This is a genomic window from Asticcacaulis sp. (assembly GCF_035497195.1).
In the GTDB taxonomy this organism is placed as follows: domain Bacteria; phylum Pseudomonadota; class Alphaproteobacteria; order Caulobacterales; family Caulobacteraceae; genus Asticcacaulis.
In genome coordinates this window covers 174,623-192,141 of record NZ_DATJDZ010000022.1, presented here as the reverse complement: position 1 = coordinate 192,141, position 17,519 = coordinate 174,623, and the positions used below count along the sequence as shown (strand labels likewise).

The window sequence follows — 17,519 nt, the reverse complement described above, 5'->3', positions numbered from 1 at the left end:
TCAGAAGCGTTTCGAGACGCGCACGCCGACCTGGCGCGGCGCCAGCGGCACGACGAAGACGTCGCCGCCCAGGAACGGATCGCTGGAGGCGTAGACATAGTCGAACGAATTGAGCAGGTTGTTGACGTAGAGCGTAAAGCGGACTCTCGAACGGGTGGTCAGGGTGGCGCTGACATTGACGCGGTCATAGGCTGGCGTCGTCAGTTGGTCGTGCGCCTTGGACATGCGCGTATTGTTCTGGAAGGTGATCTCGTCGACATAGGCGTATTCCGCCGACAGATCGAGGTTGCGGCCGTCGGCCAGGGCGCGGCTGTATTGCACCGAGCCGTAGGCCGTCATCTTGGGGACGTTCTCGAACGGCGTACCGGACATGTCGAAGGTGTCGGTGGCTGAGAAGGTGCGCACGAAATCGTCGAACACGCCGTCGGAGTAGGACAGGCTGCCGTTGAACTGCAGGCCCGCCACCGGGCGGAAGGCGGCCTCGGCCTCGAAGCCGTTGACGTGGCTCTTCGCAGCATCCTGGATGACGGTGATCGGCACCGGACCGCCGCGCGGATCGGGGATGACATTGTTGAGCTGCTGGTTCTGGATATCGATATGGTAGGCGGCGGCATTGAGCGTCAGGCGGCGCTCCAGCAGGATGGATTTTACGCCAGCCTCGTAATTGCGCGAGGTTTCTGCGCGGTAGACCAGGTTGTCGGTGTGGCCGGGATAGCGGTCGACGCCGCCGGCCTTCCAGCCTTCCGCATAGGTGGCGTAGACCGAGACGTCCGGCGTGAACTTGTACGACGCCGAGGCCATCCACGAGACATTGTCGAAATCGGGGTGGCCGTCGCGGGTCAGCGGGCTGGCGCGGTTGAGCGGGGCGCCGAAGACCGAGACCTTGCTGCCGGTGCCGTCGACCTTCTCTTCCGAATAGCGGGCGCCGGCCGTCAGTTCGACCTTCTCGACCGGACGGTAGCTGAGCTGGCCGAAGACGGCCTCGCCCTTGCGCACATCCTTGTAGGCCTCGCGGATATAGAAGGCCGCCGGGATGGTGGGCGCCGCGCCCGGTCCGGCCTGGCGCTGGCGGGTCTGGTGCTGGACCTGCTCGAAGGCGTAGAGGCCAGCCAGCCAGGTCAGCTTGTCATGGCTGCCTTCCAGACGGAATTCCTGGCTGGTGAAGCTCTGGTTGACTTGAGCCGCAAGCGTCGCGCCGTGCGTAGTGACGGGCTCGGGCGCGAAGACCGGGTAGGTCGGCAGGACTTCAGTGCCGCCGGTGCTCTCGCGGTTTTCCATGTCGAGGAAATTGTCGGAATCCGAATAGCGATAACCGGTGATCGAGGTGAAGGTCATATGCTCATTGACGTCGGCGCTGACATTGAGCTGGACGCCATGATTGCTTTTTGAATCCGGCTTGTCCTGGTCGATATAGGTTTCGCGGTGATTGCCGGCCAGGCGCACGCCGCGCAGGGCTTCGTTATAGTCGCGCTGGCTGGCGTCGGCCATCAGGGTGACATCCAGCCCCTCTCGCGGAACCCAGCGCAGGCTGCCGCGCACGGCGCTCTGTTCGTAATCGTCCTGGTGCTGATCAAGGAGCGGGTTGTAGATGAAGCCGTCCGACCGACCGTAGGCGGCGCTGATCCCGCCGTAGAGATTGCCGGCAACGGGGCCATCGATGGCGGCCTGGGCGCGGAAGGTGCCGAAGGTGGCGGCCTCGGCGGCCAGGCGGCCGTGGACCTCAGGCCCCGGCTTGCGGGTGATCATGTTGATGGCGCCGCCCTGGGTGTTGCGGCCGAACAGGGTGCCCTGCGGGCCGCGCAGCACTTCGACGCGCTGCAGGTCGAGCATGGCGGTGTCGAAACCGATCTGCGGCTGGTACATGCCATCGATGAAGACGCCGACCGCCGGTTCAAGCCCGGCATTGAAGCCAACGCCGCGCATGGTCAGGTAGGTCAGGTCGCTGGAATAGCTGACCGAGCCCGGAGACGTGAACAGGCCGGGCACCTGGGCGAACAGGTCGGTGACGTTCTGGACATTGCGGCGATCCAGTTCGGTGCTGCTAACGGCGCTGATCGACAGCGGCACGTCCTGAAGGGCCTCGGTTCGCTTGCGCGCGGTAACGATGACTTCGGTCGATCCGTCTTCCAGTTGAGACGCGGCCGCCGTCTCGGCCACCGCAGATGTGGTGATCAGGGCAGCCGTCAACAGGCCGCTATAGAGCCAGGCGCTCTTTTTCGTCTTCATATATGCGTTTCCCCATGCCGGACTTTACCGGTCGTGGGGGGAATGGTTATTAGGCGATTTGATTTTGAACAAGCGGCTTGTGACGATTCTAAGCTATTATTTTTATTCATATTATTTGTGTTGCGGAATCGCCACATTGTAGTTACGTAACTACATTTGACTGGGTGAATTGTAGGCATGTGGAATCATTTCGACTTTGTTCGGTTTGAATTTAAGAGAAAAGCGCTGCTCACCGCTCCTGTTGGGCGACATTGAAACTGACCACCAAATTCCGTCTGCTGAATGCCGGGTTGGGCGCCCAACAGCCGGCTTGACTCTAAAGTTCTGGTTGCCCGGCGGCCGGGCTTTCCCTTCATCGACTTGAGGGCCTGTTTTGGAAAAAGAGATCAGCTCTCCCGCGAAGCATACCCCACTAAGCCTCCCCCTAATGAAATCCGTTTTTATGGACAGGGCGATCAATCCGTTTTAACAATCTGGTTCCATCGCCAGCGATTGCGGTAAAAAGCGCAATTAAGCGCATCCATGATTAGAAAACAGGTTCTCGTCTCGTCTGGTACAGATTGATATCTGTGTAGGCGCTGCCGGCGAAGAATAGGGGAAATGCCAGATGAGACTTCTGTGTATGAAAACGCTTCTATCGACAACGTGCGCATCTTTCCTGATGTTTGCACCCGTCATGGCTGTCGCTGCGACGCCCACGGGCCTGGATGCCAATGGACATCTGCTAAGGGTTGACGTGTCTGAAACTACCGGCTTTTCATTTGTCCGGCTGGCAGACGGCATACAGATTACGCATGACGGCATAACCAAGAACATCATTTTCTATGGCCCGGAGACGGTGCGTGTAAACGCCAACCTCGGCAAAAACTACTGGACCGCGCCGAGCATCGTCGTCGTCGATAAGCCCGACCCGGTTGTCTTCGATATCAAGGAAACATCGACCGACCTGACGATCGTCTCGGAAAAACTGACCATTATTGTCGATAAAAACTCCGGCGCCCTGACCTTCAGGGATGCCGCCGGCAAGGTCTATACCAGCGAACGCGCCAGGGCGCCTGAAGCCCTGAAGTCACTCGAAATTTCCGGCGCGCCAACCTATGAGGCGCAGAATACCTTCACCCTCAAGCCCGACGAAGGCATATTCGGCTTTGGCTTTATTGACCAGGGTGAACTCAATCGCCGCAATCAGGATATCCTGCTGGTCCAGACCAATACAGGCATCGTGATCCCGGTCATGATGTCGTCCGAAAAATACGGCATTCTCTGGGATACCTATTCCAAGATGACGTTCAAGGACGACGCCCAGGGCGCGACGCTGTGGGCCGAAAGCGCGCCAGGTGGTGTCGACTACTACTTCATGGGCGGCGACAGCATGGACGACGTGGTGAAATCGTATCGCCACCTCACCGGGGAAGCCCCGATGTACCCCAAGCAGGCGTTTGGTCTGTTCATGAGCAAGGAGCGCTACAAGACGCAAGACCGCCTGCTGGAGGTGGCGCGCACCTTCCGTGAAAAGCAGTTCCCGCTCGATTACATCGTCCAGGACTGGCAATACTGGGGCAGCGACACCGATGGTACGTGGAGCGGCATGATCTGGAACAAGGAGCGCTATCCCGATCCGGAGGCCATGACCAAAACCCTGCACGACGAACATCTGAAACTGATGATTTCGATCTGGCCATCGGTTGGCAACGACACCGAACTTGGCAAGGAACTGGATTCGCACGGCCTGCGTTTCGAACCGCTGCACTGGATATCGAAGCACGCGCGTGTCTATGATGCCTACAGCCCACTCGGCAGGCAGATATACTTCAAGTACATAAAACAGGGCCTGCTCGACAAGGGGGTGGATGCCCTGTGGATGGACGGCACCGAGGTGGAGGTCGCCACCGCCGCCTGGGACCCCGACGACAATATCCGCGATATCAAGAGCCTCGGCAAGAATGCGCTCGGCGATTTCACGCGTTATCTCAATCCCTATACCCTGATGACGACGCAAGGCACCTATGACGGCCAGCGAGCCACCAGCGACAAGCGCGTTTTTACCCTGACACGCTCGGCTTGGGCCGGCGCTCAACGCACTGGCGCGGCCTCGTGGTCGGGCGATATTTTCGCCAACTGGAAGACCTTCGGCGAGCAGATCAATGGCGGCGTCAATGTCACCATTACAGGCAATCCCTACTGGACCCAGGATACTGGCGGTTTCTTCGTCACCGAATTTCCCGGTGGTGAGCAGAACCCGGCCTATCGCGAACTGTTTGCCCGCTGGTTCCAGTTCGGCGCCTTCAACCCGATCTTCCGCGTGCATGGCACGAGCATCGAGCGTGAACCCTATATCTTCAAAGACCTTGATCCGGAGATGTACGGCTCGCTCGTCAAGAGCGTGAACCTGCGTTACCGCCTGCTGCCCTATATCTACAGCCTGAGCTGGAAAGTGACGTCCGACGGCTATACCCTGATGCGGGCTGTGCCGATGGACTTCCCGGCGGACAAGGCGACCTATGCCGTCAACGACACCTTCATGTTCGGCTCGTCGCTGCTCGTTCATCCGGTCACGCATCCGATGTACCATGTGCAGAATCCCCCCGCCGATACCATACCGGCCGACTACCTGTTGACGCCGACGGGGCAGAAAGGCCTGGCCGGGCAATATTTCGCCGGCGAGAACTTCGAGACGCCGAAAGGCAAAACGGTTGATACGGCGATTGACCTGAAATGGCCTGGGCCGCCGCTGGCGCAACCACCGGGCGGGCTTGACGGACTCGACCACTTCTCTGCCCGCTGGGAGGGAGAACTGGTCGCGCCGGAAGACGGCGAATATGAAATCGGCCTGGAAGGCGATGACGGCTTCCGTCTGTTCCTGAAGGGCGAAAAAATCATAGATGACTGGAATAACGGTCCCAAACGCTACAAGAGCGCAAAGGTCACGCTCAAGGCAGGCGAGAAGGTTCCGGTCAAGATCGACTATTATCAGGGCGCCTCGGATCGCAGCCTGCGCCTGGCTTGGCGGACGCCCAGCCAGATCAAGGCCCTGGCGGCGGCTTTCAAGGGGGTTGACCTCAAAATATCGACTTATCTGCCGCAGGGCGCGGGCTGGTATGATTTCTATACCAATGCCCGGTTTGACGGCGGACAAAGCGTGACGCGCGAAGCGCCACTGGATATCATTCCGCTGTATGTCCGGGCGGGATCGATCATACCGATGGGGCCGGTTCAGCAGTACGCCACGGAGAAGCCGGAAGCCCCATATGAAATCCGGATCTACCCCGGCGCCGACGCGACCTTCACCCTCTATGAAGACGACAACGAAACCTACAACTATGAGAAGGGGCAGTACGCGACCTATGATCTGGTGTGGAATGACAAGGCGCAAACCCTGTCAATCGGCGCGCGAAAGGGGACTTATCCCGGGCTTGTAAAATCGCGCACGCTGAACATTGTGATCGCCAACCCGGGTAACGCGACAGCAGGGGATCCAACACCTGCGACAACGACGCTTGTCTATACCGGCAAGCCCCAAACCATTTCTTTCAAAAAGTGACCTTCAAGATGGGAGGGTTGTCTTCCTGGCCTGAGTGGTTAGGTTGAAGGCATAAAAACGGCGGTCGTGGCACCGTGACAATCCTGGAGGATGCAGATGATTAACTGGTATAGCCATGCGCTTGTAACTTGTTCCAAAAAAGTCGTTTCGTCTCTGGTAGCTTTATGTGCCGCGTCTGTGTTGTCCGGGTTCGCGGCACAAGATCAATCAGGTTTGGAAGGGGCGCATGTGCTCGTTTTTTCCAAAACGGCGGGATTTCGTCATGACTCGATTGCCAAAGGGCAGGCCACGTTGGAGGCGCTCGGTAAGGCGAACGGCTTTGAGGTTACAACTACGGAAGACGCGCATGCGTTTACGGCCGAATCTTTGATGGCTTATGATGCTGTTGTATTTTTCAATACGACGGGCGACGTACTCGATGAGCCACAACAACAGGCCCTGGAAGGCTTTGTTCGCGCGGGTCACGGCGTCTTAGGAATGCATTCTGCAACCGACACAGAAAGCGATGGAAAGTGGCCGTGGTACACCGCTCTCATGGGGGCGCATTTCAAAGCCCATCCGGAAATCCAGGAAGCCAGGCTAGTGGTGGCGTCGCCAGAAGATCCCGCCATTATCAACAACCCTGCGTTCGCTGGAAAAGTGGAAATAAGGGTTAAGGACGAATGGTACGACTTCAGGAATGAAAGCCCGAATGTCCATCCCATTCTCCTTGTCGACAGACAATCCTACACAGGGTCTACAGCCACAGGATTAAGCCCTATCGTATGGTCGAACCGCTACGATGGCGGGCGCGCGTTTTATATAGGACTTGGGCATCGCATAGAACTTTACGACACGCCAATGCTGCAAGAGCTCATGCTTGATGGCCTAAAGTTCGTGCTGGTGCCCCGCTAGAACCGCGATCGTGTTGTCGGCCAAAGGATAGGCTGGACGCTCGGATAGCCAACGCCACGACGGGGTGTCGAGCCCGCTATCCCCGGTCCAGCCTGCTTCATGCGCTGTTGAAATCGTATTGCTTTCAACGTCGTCCCCATTATGATTTTATCGAGTGCACCGGCGTCACAAGTTGTCAGCACTCCGCTGGGTAACAGGTCCGTCGGTTATCTGATTAAGCCCTCCGATCTGGCCGGATACCGGAACATCGGCAGATACGTGACAGACTGCCTCGAAACGTCCGAGTGGAAAGTGTCAAGCGAAGTTGCCGTAAGGTTCAAAAAGGCTCACTAGGCGAGGCAGAGACCATGTCGACTAGTATTTTTTGAACGGCGTCCGGCTTTATAGGTTTAGGCAGAAATCCGTCCATTCCGGCATCGAGGCACCTGGCGCGATCCTTGTCGAAGACGTGAGCCGTCACCGCCACGATCGGTATCCGCTTTTTGGCCGTGCGTCCCTCGAAGGCGCGAATCTGCCGTGTGCACTCGAAACCGTCCATGCCCGGCATCTGCACATCCATAAAAATGACGTCATAAACGCCCCGCTCAACGCACCTCACTCCCTCCATGCCATTACGAGCTATGTCATAGCTATAGCCCCAATTATCGAGCAGGCCGGCCAATACAACTAAATTGGGTTCAAAGTCCTCCACTATAAGGACATTCTTCCTGTCGGGCACACCGGATTGGCCGGAGATCACCTGCGCATCCGGACTGTTACCAACCTCGATCTCGACCGTGAAGGTTGAACCTAAACCAGGCGTGCTGACTACGGAAATCGAGCCATTCATCGCTTCTGCCAACCCTTGGCAGATACTCAAACCAAGGCCCGAACCACCGTGGGTCCTGGCCGTCGAGGCATCCGCTTGCATAAATTTGTCGAAAACGAACGGCAGTTTGTCAGGGGCGATACCCATGCCGGTATCGGAAACCTTTAGCACCAATCGCGACCGGTCAACCGTCGCGCCTGCAAGCTCCACCGAAATGTCAATGCCGCCCTTCTCGGTGAACTTCACCGCGTTTGCAAGCAGGTTGGTCAGTATCTGCTGGATGCGCAGCGGATCGCCGACATAACGGTCGCGGAGTTCACCGACATAATCGACCGTCAGCTTCAGCCCCTTCTCACGGATCGCGGCCTCCTGCATCAGGACCGCCCGTTCGATCAATTCCAAAAGCTGAAAATCGATACTCTCGAACTGGAAGGAACCGGCCTCGGCTTTCGAGAAGTCGAGCAGATCGTTAATGAGGGCCAATAGGCTGTCGCTGCTCTGACCAATCATCGTCAGAAATTGTTGCCCCTTGGGCGTAAGCGTCTCAGTTTGAGTGAGCAAATGGGTCAGGCCGATAATGGCATTGAGCGGCGTCCGCAGTTCGTGACTCATATTCGCCAGGAACTCGTCCTTGCGCCTGCTCACCTCGGCCAAGGCTTCGATCGTGCGCTTCTGATCGGTGATGTTGCGCGCCACCTTCGATGCGCCGACAATCTGGCCTGCGCCGTCGCGGATCGGCGAAACCGTCAGGGAGATGTTCAGCAGATCCCCGTTCTTGGCGCGCCGAATTGTCTCGAAATGATCGACTCGCTCGCCCGCCTTGACCCGCCCGAGAATCGCATGTTCTTCGTCGATCATGTCCTGGGGAATAATCAGGGAGATGTGCTTGCCTACGGCTTCCTCGGGGGTGTACCCGAAAATCCGTTCGGCGGACGGATTCCACGACGTAATCATGCCATCGAGATTTTTGCTGACAATGGCGTCATCCGACGACTCGATAATCGCGGCGAGGTAAGCGCTGAGACGCTCGGCACTCTTCATCGCGCGTATATCACGGGCCACCTTGGAGGCGCCTATGATCCTGCCATCGTTCGCGAGAATAGGCGAGACGGTCAGCGATATGTCTATAAGCGTGCCGTCCTTGGCGCGCCGAATTGTCTCGAAGTGATCGACGCGCTGGCCGGCCTTGACCTTACCCAAGATGATATATTCTTCATCCAACCGGTCCTCCGGAATGATTATGGAGATATGTTTGTCAACAGCCTCGTCTGAAGAAAAGCCAAATATGCGCTCGGCCGACCTGTTCCAAGCCGTGATAACGCCGTCGAGTGTTTTGGCGACGATCGCATCATCCGAAGAGTCTATGATCGCGGCGAGGTAGCCCTCAGCGTTATCAAACGCTTTTTTTTCTGACATACTCTGATCCGTTAGCGATTATGCCCCGTATCCGTTTTGGGTCGGTGTGTGTGTCAAATGACCTCGACGGTATAAGTTTCCAATATTATTTTGGATTGAGTGGCCTGTATCTGAGGCGATACAAGATCTTTAGCTTTGCATTTTTTCAAGGCGGCATCACCGATAGTTGCAATGTCCATTATTGCGACCACTTGAACACCTTTCGTTCGACTACTTTGGGCGCGAAAGCGAAGCGCAGGTTTTGGCCCTAAGCGGACGAAGGATAATGTGTTAGGCGTTTCAAACCTTATCGGGTCGCGATGTATCCCCATGCGACTTTTCCATTCAAAATTGCCGCGAAGCGCTTTAATAAGCAGCGCCTGTTTGTAAACATGAAACTGACGGACGCTTTATGGCGATAAACAAGCCCGCGAGTTGGATGGAACCGCGGAACCCGGCCGACAACTGCCACTATCTTGACGTTCGCGACGTAATCGCAAAACGCATCGAATCGGGTGAGTTGGAGAAGGGGGCGCATTTGCCTTCCGAGCGGCAGATGGAGGCAGCCACGCTGGCGGCACGTGGCACGGTGCGCGCGGCCCTGTTCCAGCTTGAAGCCGAGGGGCTTATCTACCGCAAGAACCGTTCCGGTTGGTATGTGGCCCCGCCGTCTGTAGTTTATGATCCGACGCGCTGGGAAGGCTTCATGTCCTATGTCAGCGCGCAGGGGCGTGCGCCACTGACCGAGGTTCTCTCTACGCGTGAAATATCCGCCCCGACGGCGGTGGCCGAGATATTCTCCATTGCGCCAAACGCGCCGCTCTACGAAATCCGCCGCCGCCGCTATATTGACGGACGTGCCGTGCTGATTGAGAAAATCCATGTCGACCCTCGCCTGGCGCCCGGTGTTCTGGAGCACAATCTCGACCAGTCCCTTACCGCCGTTTTGCGCGATCATTACGGTGTCACGGTAATTCGCAACCAGGTCGAGATGCAGCCTTGCGCGCTCACCCAGGACGCATCAGCGGCATTGTGCATCAAATCGGGCCTGCCGGGATTACTCATGCGCCGTATAAGCTACGATGTGAGCGGTCGCGTGGTGGAATACGATATTGAGCACTGGCGGCATGACGCACTCAAGATCAGCGTTGATATTCGCATCCGCTGAGGCTGGGCTGTAGCTACATTTTCAACATAAAACGAAAATTTTCCTGTTCCGTAGTCTGCCAGGACGCGAGAGGTGTACATAAAGTCATATTTTCGTGACGATTTTATGTAACTATTTCGATTTTTATACAATATTTCCAAATTGAAAAAATCTGGTTTACACCAGAAATATTTTGCGACATCTAAATGCTGCTTCGTATTAAAAATCATGGTCTGGGCAAGACTTATCTCCGGAACTTCTGACACACGTCCGAAGGCGCGAACGACTGCGTCTTCAAGGCATGCGCTAAAGCCCGGAAGCTGCGTCCGGTGCGGGGGAGAAGTCCTGTCGTGCCACTGCGAAAGGAAGCATCGCATTCCAGGCCTATTGACACGATCGGAGAATTTTATGCCTTCCCACCTTACACAGCCAACACGGCGCACCACTGGTTTTCGCAACCACATTTTGATGGGCGTCGCGCTCAGCGCGCTTTGCGCACTGGTTCCTGCTCTGGCTGTCGCCCAAGATTCGACAAACGTTCAAACCGCCATGAACGAGGCCGCTACTGAGGTGGTTGTCACCGGCTTCCGCAAGTCGCTCAGCGATGCGCGCCGTATCAAGCGCGACGCGACCATCCAGAAGGACGTGATCGTCGCTGAAGACATGGCGAAGTTCCCGGAACTGAACCTGGCGGAATCGATGCAGCGCCTGCCGGGCGTGCAGATCACCCGTGAAGCTGGTGAAGGCCGTCGCATATCCTTGCGTGGCCTGGGACCTGATTTCGCCCGCGTGCAACTGAATGGCATGGAAGTGCTGGGCAATGTCGACTCCGCTCAGGACAGCCGCGGCCAGCGTTCGCGCGATCGCTCTTTCGATTTCAATATCTTCGCTTCGGAACTGTTCTCGAAGGTGGAAGTTGAAAAGACTTTCCAGGCGTCGCAGAACGAGGGCGGCATGGGCGGCACGGTCGGCCTGTTCACCGGCAAGCCTTTCGATTATGGCGTTGGCTCCAAGGGCGCGGTGTCTTTCAAGCTGGGCACCAACGAATACACCAAAGATACGCAGCCGCGTATCGCCGCCTTGTACAGCTATAACTGGGACAACAAGTTCGGCGTGGCCTTCTCGGTGGCCTACAGCAAGCGCGAGACCACGGAACAGGGGCACAACACTTACAACTACAGCCAGCTGGGCGCGACCGATTTTTCTGTAACCCCAACCCATCCGAACCCCACGGGTGATGCCGTGGATCTGGTCGCAGCCGGTCTCGACATCTCCAATCTGAGCGCCGAGAAGCAGGCCCGGTTCATGGCTGGCGACCTCTATTTCGCCGATGGCAACCGCCTGTCGTCCTGGAACGCGAAGCAGGAGCGCCTCGGCCTGACGGGCGCCGTGCAATGGCGTCCGACGGAAAACATGCTGCTGACACTCGATCTGCTGCATGGCGAATTCACCACGCACCGCAATGAACTGCACCTCGCTACACGACCCATCGAAGGTTTGGGCTCCACCACTCTGGACACAGCTGCCGGTTCGCCATACCCGGCTCAGTACCAGTCGGCGACTGTTCTCAACGATTTCACGGTCGACAAGGACGGCTACGTCACCATGACCGATGCGTCCAACGTCACCTTCGGCAGCGAGAATCGCCGTTCGCTGAATGAAAACCGCTTCGACCAGATCGCACTGACCGGCAAGTGGGACGTCTCCGATCGCCTCTTTATCGATGGCCACATCGGTTATGAAAAATCGACCTACGAGACCCCGTATGACGACAAGCTCTACATGCGCGCCAAGGGTGACCTGGTCGCCAATTACGGCGCTAATGGTCAATCGGCTTCGTTCGATTATTCGGGCTGGGATACGACGGACCCCGACAACTACGTGATGGATAACTTCTACTATCGCGCCTTCCACAATGCTTCTGAACTCAAGGAAGGCGTGCTCAACGCCCGCTATAACCTGTCCGACACCTGGACCCTGCGCGCCGGAGTGGCGTACCACAAGTTCTCGCAGGACGGCATCGACCTTTTCTATGACAGCAATGTCAATGGCACCACGGCCAAGACGCGCGGTACCTCCGTTGCCGATATCACATCCGTCTACACCAACGAATTCGGTTCGTGGCTGATCGGCGATTACGACAAGGCGTTCAAGAAGTACAACGAGTATCACCGGTTAGAGCCTAATAAAGATGGTTCGGGCGGTGCGCTTCAGGATATCGAGAACGTTTACGACACCTCTGAAGAGACGGTTTCCTGGTACGCCCAGGCAGACTGGGACAGCGAGCTTATGGGCAAGCGTTTCCGTGGTAATGTTGGCCTGCGCGGCTATAGCACCGACACCCACTCAACCGGCTGGATTCAGGGTGACAACTACGCCTACCTCGGCACGACGGATGTGAAGGGCAGCTATTCGGGTGTACTGCCGTCTCTCAACACCGTACTTGAACTGACGCCGGATGTGCTGGTGCGCTTTGCCGCCACGCAGAATCTGAACCGCCCGGGTATCGGTTCGATGGCGGCCAAGGGCAGCGCCTTTTCGGACAAGGAGGTCGGTACTGGCACGGGTGACTGTCAGATTGCTGCGGACGGGAAAAATAATTGCGACATCTCGGCTTCGCGCGGCAACCCGAATCTGAAGCCGTACAAGGACAACACGTTTGATCTGGCCGTTGAATACTATTTCGGCAAGGTTGGCCTGCTTTCCGTCGGCGTATACCAGAAGGACATCACCAACTTCATCACTTCGGATACCTATAGTGTCGAAGACGGCAATGCGCTCACCTTTGCGCAGGCAGAGATCCCGATAGCCACAATTCCGGGCGCAATGGCCAACACCATCATTGATAATTTCTCGATGCCGGTCAACGCTGACGGCAGCATTAAGCTGACCGGTGTGGAAGTGGTGGCGCAAAGCCAGTTCTCCTTCCTGCCGGCGCCTTTCGATAATTTCGGTGTGACGGCGAACTACTCCCATGTGGATGCGCCTACGATCACCGGCATTTCGAAGAACAGCTATAACGCCACGCTGTACTACGAAACCAAGACCTGGGGCGGTCGCGTCTCTCTGAGCCACCGTGACAAATGGTTCAGCGGAAATAGTGCTAGCGTGATGAGCGCCGGTACACGCGGCTTCGAAGCCTCGACCTATGTCGACGCCGCGGCCTTCTACAATGTCAGCGAAAGGCTCCAGCTCACCCTGAACGGGATCAACCTGACCAATCAGAAGGATACGCAGTTCTGGGGCCAGAACGAGTACCTCTACAATCAGAACCAAAGCGGCGCGACCTACATGGTCGGGCTCAGCTATAAATTCTGATACAAAACTCTGCTAAATCGGGCGCTTCCATCTCCCTCCGGAGGTGGGAGCGTCTTCTTTCTGAATGTTCAATGATCGTATCTCATAGCCACCGCTTTATCTTCGCTGCTGTGCCCAAGACCGGCACGCACGCCGTTCGCCAGGCCCTGCGTGAACAACTGGACGATACGGATGTCGAGCAGGTGGGCCTGTTCGTCAACAGGCGCTTCCCATGGGAAGATCTGGCGGCGATCCAGCATGGCCATTTGTCCCTGCGGCAGGTGCGACCCTATCTTGGTGACGATGCCTTCAACAGCTATTTCAAGTTCGCCTTTGTGCGCAATCCCTTCGACCGCTTCGTCTCCTACTGCGCCTTTATGCTGCGTGGCGGCGATGAGTTCCAGCACCGCCCGCGCGAGGCGATGTACCATTTTCTTTTCCGGGCGCCGCCGGAAAACCATATCCTGTTTCAGCCGCAAGCGGCTCTGCTGACGGACGATGACGGCACAACTCTCCTGACGGACACGGTTGGCCGCGTCGAGGATATGCAGGGCTCGTATGACGCGATTTGCGCGCATATCGGCATGACGTCGCGCCCGCTCGACCGCGTCAACGGCAGCAAACGCGGCGACTATCGTGACTATTACGACCAGGGCCTGATCGACGGTGTCAGCGCACGCTATGCGCACGATCTGGAGCTGTTTGGCTATACCTTCGAAGGCTTGCGATGAACGCCAATCCGCGCAAGACCACAACGGTTCGCCAGCTCGGACCGGTCGACATCACCGCTCTCACGGCGGCTGTACTGGCGGTCCCCGAAGACATCTGGGACGCGGAGAATGCGGCCAAACCGAACCGCTTCGAGGTGCTGGACGCCACCCGTCACATCGTCTTTCGCTTTGTCGATAGCCCACGTGACTGGCGCAGTTCGCACGATCGCGCGGCATGGGCACAATGGCGCGGCATGCTGGAGCCGGTGCTGTTGCAGGCCGTCCGCGACTACGGTTATGTGCACGGAATTTTCCCACGGGTGATGCTGGCGAGAATGCCGGCAGGCGGCGTCATCCATCCCCACATCGATGCCAATCCGGCTGCGAAATGGCCGCACAAGATTCATGTCCCGCTGACGACCAATGCCGGGGTAGTGTCGTTCTTCGGTGGCCAGGAACGTTATCTCACACCGGGCGAGGCTGTCGAGGTCAATAATCTGGGGCCGCACTGGGTGCGCAATAACGGTGACAGTGACCGCATCCATCTGATCTTCGAGTACTATGATGCTGACCAGCCCGATCCGGTCTGGCTTGGGCCGCTGTTTGCCGGTGCGACGGGATGAGTGACAGAGACGCTCTGTTGCAGACAGCCAGGGACATGCGCGCCCAACAGCGTATCCCTGATGCATTGGCCACCCTCATGCGGCTGGAAACGTTGTATCCCCGATTCAGCCGCCTGTATCAGGAGCGCGGCCACTGCCACGTTCTGCTTGGGAATGCGCCTGCGGCCATCGAGGCGCTGCACGAGGCCGTGCGGCTCAACCCGACCCTGCCGGCGAGCTGGGACATGCTGGAACAGCTTTATCGCATGGTGGGCGACAGCGCCCAGGCGATTGTGGCGGCGCAGCAGCTGGCGACGCTAAGGCAGTTGCCTTCGGAAATCGTGATAGCGAACAGCCTTTATGCCGATGGCGACCTTGGCCCTGCGGAGGACGTCATCCGCGATTACCTGCGCAGGAATGGTGGCAATGTCGGCGCGTTGCGTCTGCTGGCACGTATATGCAACAATCGCGGCGCGGCGGGTGAAGCCGAGGCCTTACTGGAAGCGGTGCTTGCACAGGCGCCGGACTATCACGCCGCGCGCCTCGACTATGCCATGACCCTGTTGCAGCAGCAGAAGCACCTGGCTGCGCGGCAACAGGCCGAGCACCTGCTCGCCTACGAGCCTGACAACCGTGAATACCTCAAGCAGTACGCCGCGGCCTGCGTCGGCCTGGGCGATTACGAGCCGCTCATTGATCTTTATGAGCGCTTGCTGGGCGGTCAGGTTCAGTCGGGCGCTGAGGCGGCCGACCTGTGGCTGTGGCGGGCGGCTGCCCTGAAAATTACGGGCAGAGGCACGGAGGCCATCGCCGACTATCGCGCCGCGCTGGTGGCGTTTCCCGGCCAGGGCGTGGCCTGGTTCGGTCTCGCCAATCTCAAGACTTACCGTTTCAGCGATGAAGACATTGCACATATGCGGGCTGTGGAAGTCCGGCCGGATATCCAGGATATGGATCGCACGTATCTCTGTTTTGCGCTGGGCAAGGCGCTGGAGGACCGGACTGATTACGAAGGCTCATGGTCGTATTACAGCAAGGGCAATGCGGTGCGGCGACTGACCTCCCGTTATCGTCCGGAAATCGCGGCGGCCTGCGCCGGCCGCTTGAAGCAGGTTTTCACGGCCGAATTCTTTGCCGAGCGCGCCGGCTGGGGCTTCGATGATGCGGCTCCCATCTTCGTGCTCGGACTGCCGCGTTCGGGATCGACCCTGATCGAGCAGATACTGGCCTCCCATTCCGAGGTCGAGGGCACGCAGGAGCTAATTATCATCGGGCGCTATATCGCCGAACTTTGTGGCCAGGACCCGGATTGCGACCTGCCGCTGAACCCGGAAGTCTTGCTGCGGCTGACGCCCGGCGCAGCGCGGGCGCTGGGTGAGCGCTTCATCGCCGACACCCGCACCTATCGCCGGCTGGGCAAACCATGTTTCATCGACAAGATGCCTAACAATTTCTGGCATATCGGTCTGATCCAACTGATCCTGCCGCGGGCCACGATCATCGATGCGCGGCGTGAACCCATGGCCTGCGGCTTCAGCAATCTCAAGCAACTTTTCGGTACTATCAATCAGGAATTCAGCTACGATCCTGATCATATTGCCCGTCACTACCGCACCTATCTCGACCTGATGCAGCACTGGGACGATGTGCTGCCGGGGCGGGTATTGAGAGTGCCTTACGAGGACGTGGTCGAGGATCTTGATGGCAGCGTTCATCGCCTGCTGACGCATTGTCGGCTACCCTTTGAGCCGGCCTGCCTGACCTTCCACGAGACCCGGCGGAGCGTACGCACGCCCAGTTCCGAGCAGGTGCGCCAGCCCCTTAGCCGGGAAGGGCTCGACCAGTGGCAGCATTATGCGCCCTGGCTCGAACCCTTGCGTGACGCTTTGGGTGACGCCTTGACCCGCTACAGGGACCAATCATGAAGTTGTCGCAACCCTTCTTCCAGCTTCCCGTTCTTTTCGATGTGGCGCGCCTGCAGGCCGAGGTCGCCGCCTTGCCGGCCGGGGCCTGGGTGTCGCATCCGGACAGCCTGCCTGGCAACAGCGCCGCGCGGCTGATCAGCGCTGGCGGCGAAGAGACGGATTCCGTCCATGGACAGATGTTGCCGACGCGCTGGCTCGCGGATATGCCTTACATGCAGCAGGTCCTGGCCGGCTTTGGTGCGGTATGGAGCCGGTCGCGGCTGATGCGTCTGGCGCCAGGTGCCGGCGTACCAGAACATGCCGATATTAATTACCACTGGCATACGCGGGTACGGGTGCACATCCCGGTCTTTACACAAACAGAAGTGCGTTTCCATTGCGACGGACAATCCGTGCATATGGCGGCGGGCGAAGCCTGGATCTTCGATAACTGGCGCAGGCACCATGTCGAGAACAAGGCCAGCGCCGATCGCATCCATCTGGTTGCAGATACCACCGGTACGGCGGGCTTCTGGCAGTTCGCCTGTGGGCCCACGCCCCCCCGTGCACAATGGCGAACCATGCCGTGGAATCCCGACATCACGCCGCAACTGCTCACCGAGAACGACCAGCAGTCACCGGTGATGCCGGCTGCCGAGGTGCAATGGCTGATCGATGATCTGCGGGCCGAACTCACGGTCGCCGCCGATACACCGGATAACAGGGTGCGTGCCACGCGTTTCAGCCGGCTATTGGAGAGTTTCGTGCAGGACTGGCGTCAGCTCTGCGCCCTGCATGGCACAGGGGGGCGAGGGCGCGCGGAATTTCTGCATCTGGCAGGCGCCGTACATGAGGCCGCGAAGCCGCTCGCCGATGGCCTGATCATGCGCACCAACCAGGCCGGCGCGTTGCTGGTGCTCGAAAAGCGCGTGTTGCAGCATCTGGTCGCGCCAGAGCGGCGGCCGTCATAACCGGATATGTCACGAAATCTACGT

Annotated in this window: 10 protein-coding genes; 8 read left to right on the top strand and 2 right to left on the bottom strand. The window is 58.2% G+C overall.

What is annotated here, in order from left to right; genetic code table 11:
- Positions 1 to 2,226 carry a TonB-dependent receptor gene (locus tag VL130_RS14315; protein ID WP_325363679.1) on the bottom strand — a complete coding sequence of 742 codons (2,226 nt, stop codon included), beginning with the start codon at positions 2,224 to 2,226 and terminating at the stop codon, positions 1 to 3.
- Between the two features lie 736 nt (positions 2,227 to 2,962).
- Here VL130_RS14315 and VL130_RS14310 point away from each other — a divergent pair.
- Both VL130_RS14310 and VL130_RS14305 read left to right on the top strand, forming a co-directional pair.
- On the top strand, positions 2,963 to 5,767 hold the full coding sequence (locus VL130_RS14310; RefSeq protein ID WP_325363677.1) for a TIM-barrel domain-containing protein: 2,805 nt from the start codon (positions 2,963 to 2,965) through the stop codon (positions 5,765 to 5,767).
- 90 nt (positions 5,768 to 5,857) lie between these two features.
- The gene (locus VL130_RS14305) at positions 5,858 to 6,661 is read left to right on the top strand and encodes a ThuA domain-containing protein (protein WP_325363675.1); all 804 of its coding nucleotides are present in this window, start codon (positions 5,858 to 5,860) and stop codon (positions 6,659 to 6,661) included.
- Positions 6,662 to 6,977: 316 nt separating this feature from the next.
- Here VL130_RS14305 and VL130_RS14300 read toward each other — a convergent pair whose 3' ends face one another.
- Entirely contained in the window at positions 6,978 to 8,885 is a 1,908-nt protein-coding gene (locus tag VL130_RS14300; protein ID WP_325363673.1) for a PAS domain S-box protein, read from the bottom strand.
- A gap of 418 nt (positions 8,886 to 9,303) precedes the next feature.
- Between VL130_RS14300 and VL130_RS14295 the strand changes: the two genes are divergently transcribed.
- From VL130_RS14295 to VL130_RS14270, 6 genes are all read left to right on the top strand, one after another.
- Positions 9,304 to 10,032: a UTRA domain-containing protein gene (locus VL130_RS14295; RefSeq protein WP_325363671.1), complete on the top strand. Its 729-nt coding sequence runs from the start codon at positions 9,304 to 9,306 to the stop codon at positions 10,030 to 10,032.
- Positions 10,033 to 10,479: 447 nt separating this feature from the next.
- Positions 10,480 to 13,329 carry a TonB-dependent receptor gene (locus VL130_RS14290; protein WP_414636289.1) on the top strand — a complete coding sequence of 950 codons (2,850 nt, stop codon included), beginning with the start codon at positions 10,480 to 10,482 and terminating at the stop codon, positions 13,327 to 13,329.
- A 71-nt stretch (positions 13,330 to 13,400) separates the two neighbouring features.
- Entirely contained in the window at positions 13,401 to 14,039 is a 639-nt protein-coding gene (locus tag VL130_RS14285) for a sulfotransferase family 2 domain-containing protein (protein ID WP_325363667.1), read from the top strand.
- The gene (locus tag VL130_RS14280) at positions 14,036 to 14,641 is read left to right on the top strand and encodes an aspartyl/asparaginyl beta-hydroxylase domain-containing protein (RefSeq protein ID WP_325363665.1); all 606 of its coding nucleotides are present in this window, start codon (positions 14,036 to 14,038) and stop codon (positions 14,639 to 14,641) included. The genes VL130_RS14285 and VL130_RS14280 overlap by 4 nt, the downstream gene beginning before the upstream one ends.
- The gene (locus VL130_RS14275; protein WP_325363663.1) at positions 14,638 to 16,545 is read left to right on the top strand and encodes a tetratricopeptide repeat-containing sulfotransferase family protein; all 1,908 of its coding nucleotides are present in this window, start codon (positions 14,638 to 14,640) and stop codon (positions 16,543 to 16,545) included. The genes VL130_RS14280 and VL130_RS14275 overlap by 4 nt, the downstream gene beginning before the upstream one ends.
- Complete coding sequence (locus VL130_RS14270) at positions 16,542 to 17,495, top strand: aspartyl/asparaginyl beta-hydroxylase domain-containing protein (RefSeq protein WP_325363661.1); 954 nt, start codon at positions 16,542 to 16,544, stop codon at positions 17,493 to 17,495. The genes VL130_RS14275 and VL130_RS14270 overlap by 4 nt, the downstream gene beginning before the upstream one ends.
- Positions 17,496 to 17,519: the final 24 nt, after the last annotated feature.

Coding starts and splice junctions, on each gene's coding strand:
- VL130_RS14315 (WP_325363679.1), bottom strand. CDS start 2,226: ATGAAGACGAAAAAGAGCGCCTGGCTCTATAGCGGCCTGTTGACGGCT.
- VL130_RS14305 (WP_325363675.1), top strand. CDS start 5,858: ATGCAGATGATTAACTGGTATAGCCATGCGCTTGTAACTTGTTCCAAA.
- VL130_RS14300 (WP_325363673.1), bottom strand. CDS start 8,885: ATGTCAGAAAAAAAAGCGTTTGATAACGCTGAGGGCTACCTCGCCGCG.
- VL130_RS14295 (WP_325363671.1), top strand. CDS start 9,304: ATGGAACCGCGGAACCCGGCCGACAACTGCCACTATCTTGACGTTCGC.
- VL130_RS14290 (WP_414636289.1), top strand. CDS start 10,480: ATGGGCGTCGCGCTCAGCGCGCTTTGCGCACTGGTTCCTGCTCTGGCT.
- VL130_RS14285 (WP_325363667.1), top strand. CDS start 13,401: ATGATCGTATCTCATAGCCACCGCTTTATCTTCGCTGCTGTGCCCAAG.
- VL130_RS14280 (WP_325363665.1), top strand. CDS start 14,036: ATGAACGCCAATCCGCGCAAGACCACAACGGTTCGCCAGCTCGGACCG.
- VL130_RS14275 (WP_325363663.1), top strand. CDS start 14,638: ATGAGTGACAGAGACGCTCTGTTGCAGACAGCCAGGGACATGCGCGCC.
- VL130_RS14270 (WP_325363661.1), top strand. CDS start 16,542: ATGAAGTTGTCGCAACCCTTCTTCCAGCTTCCCGTTCTTTTCGATGTG.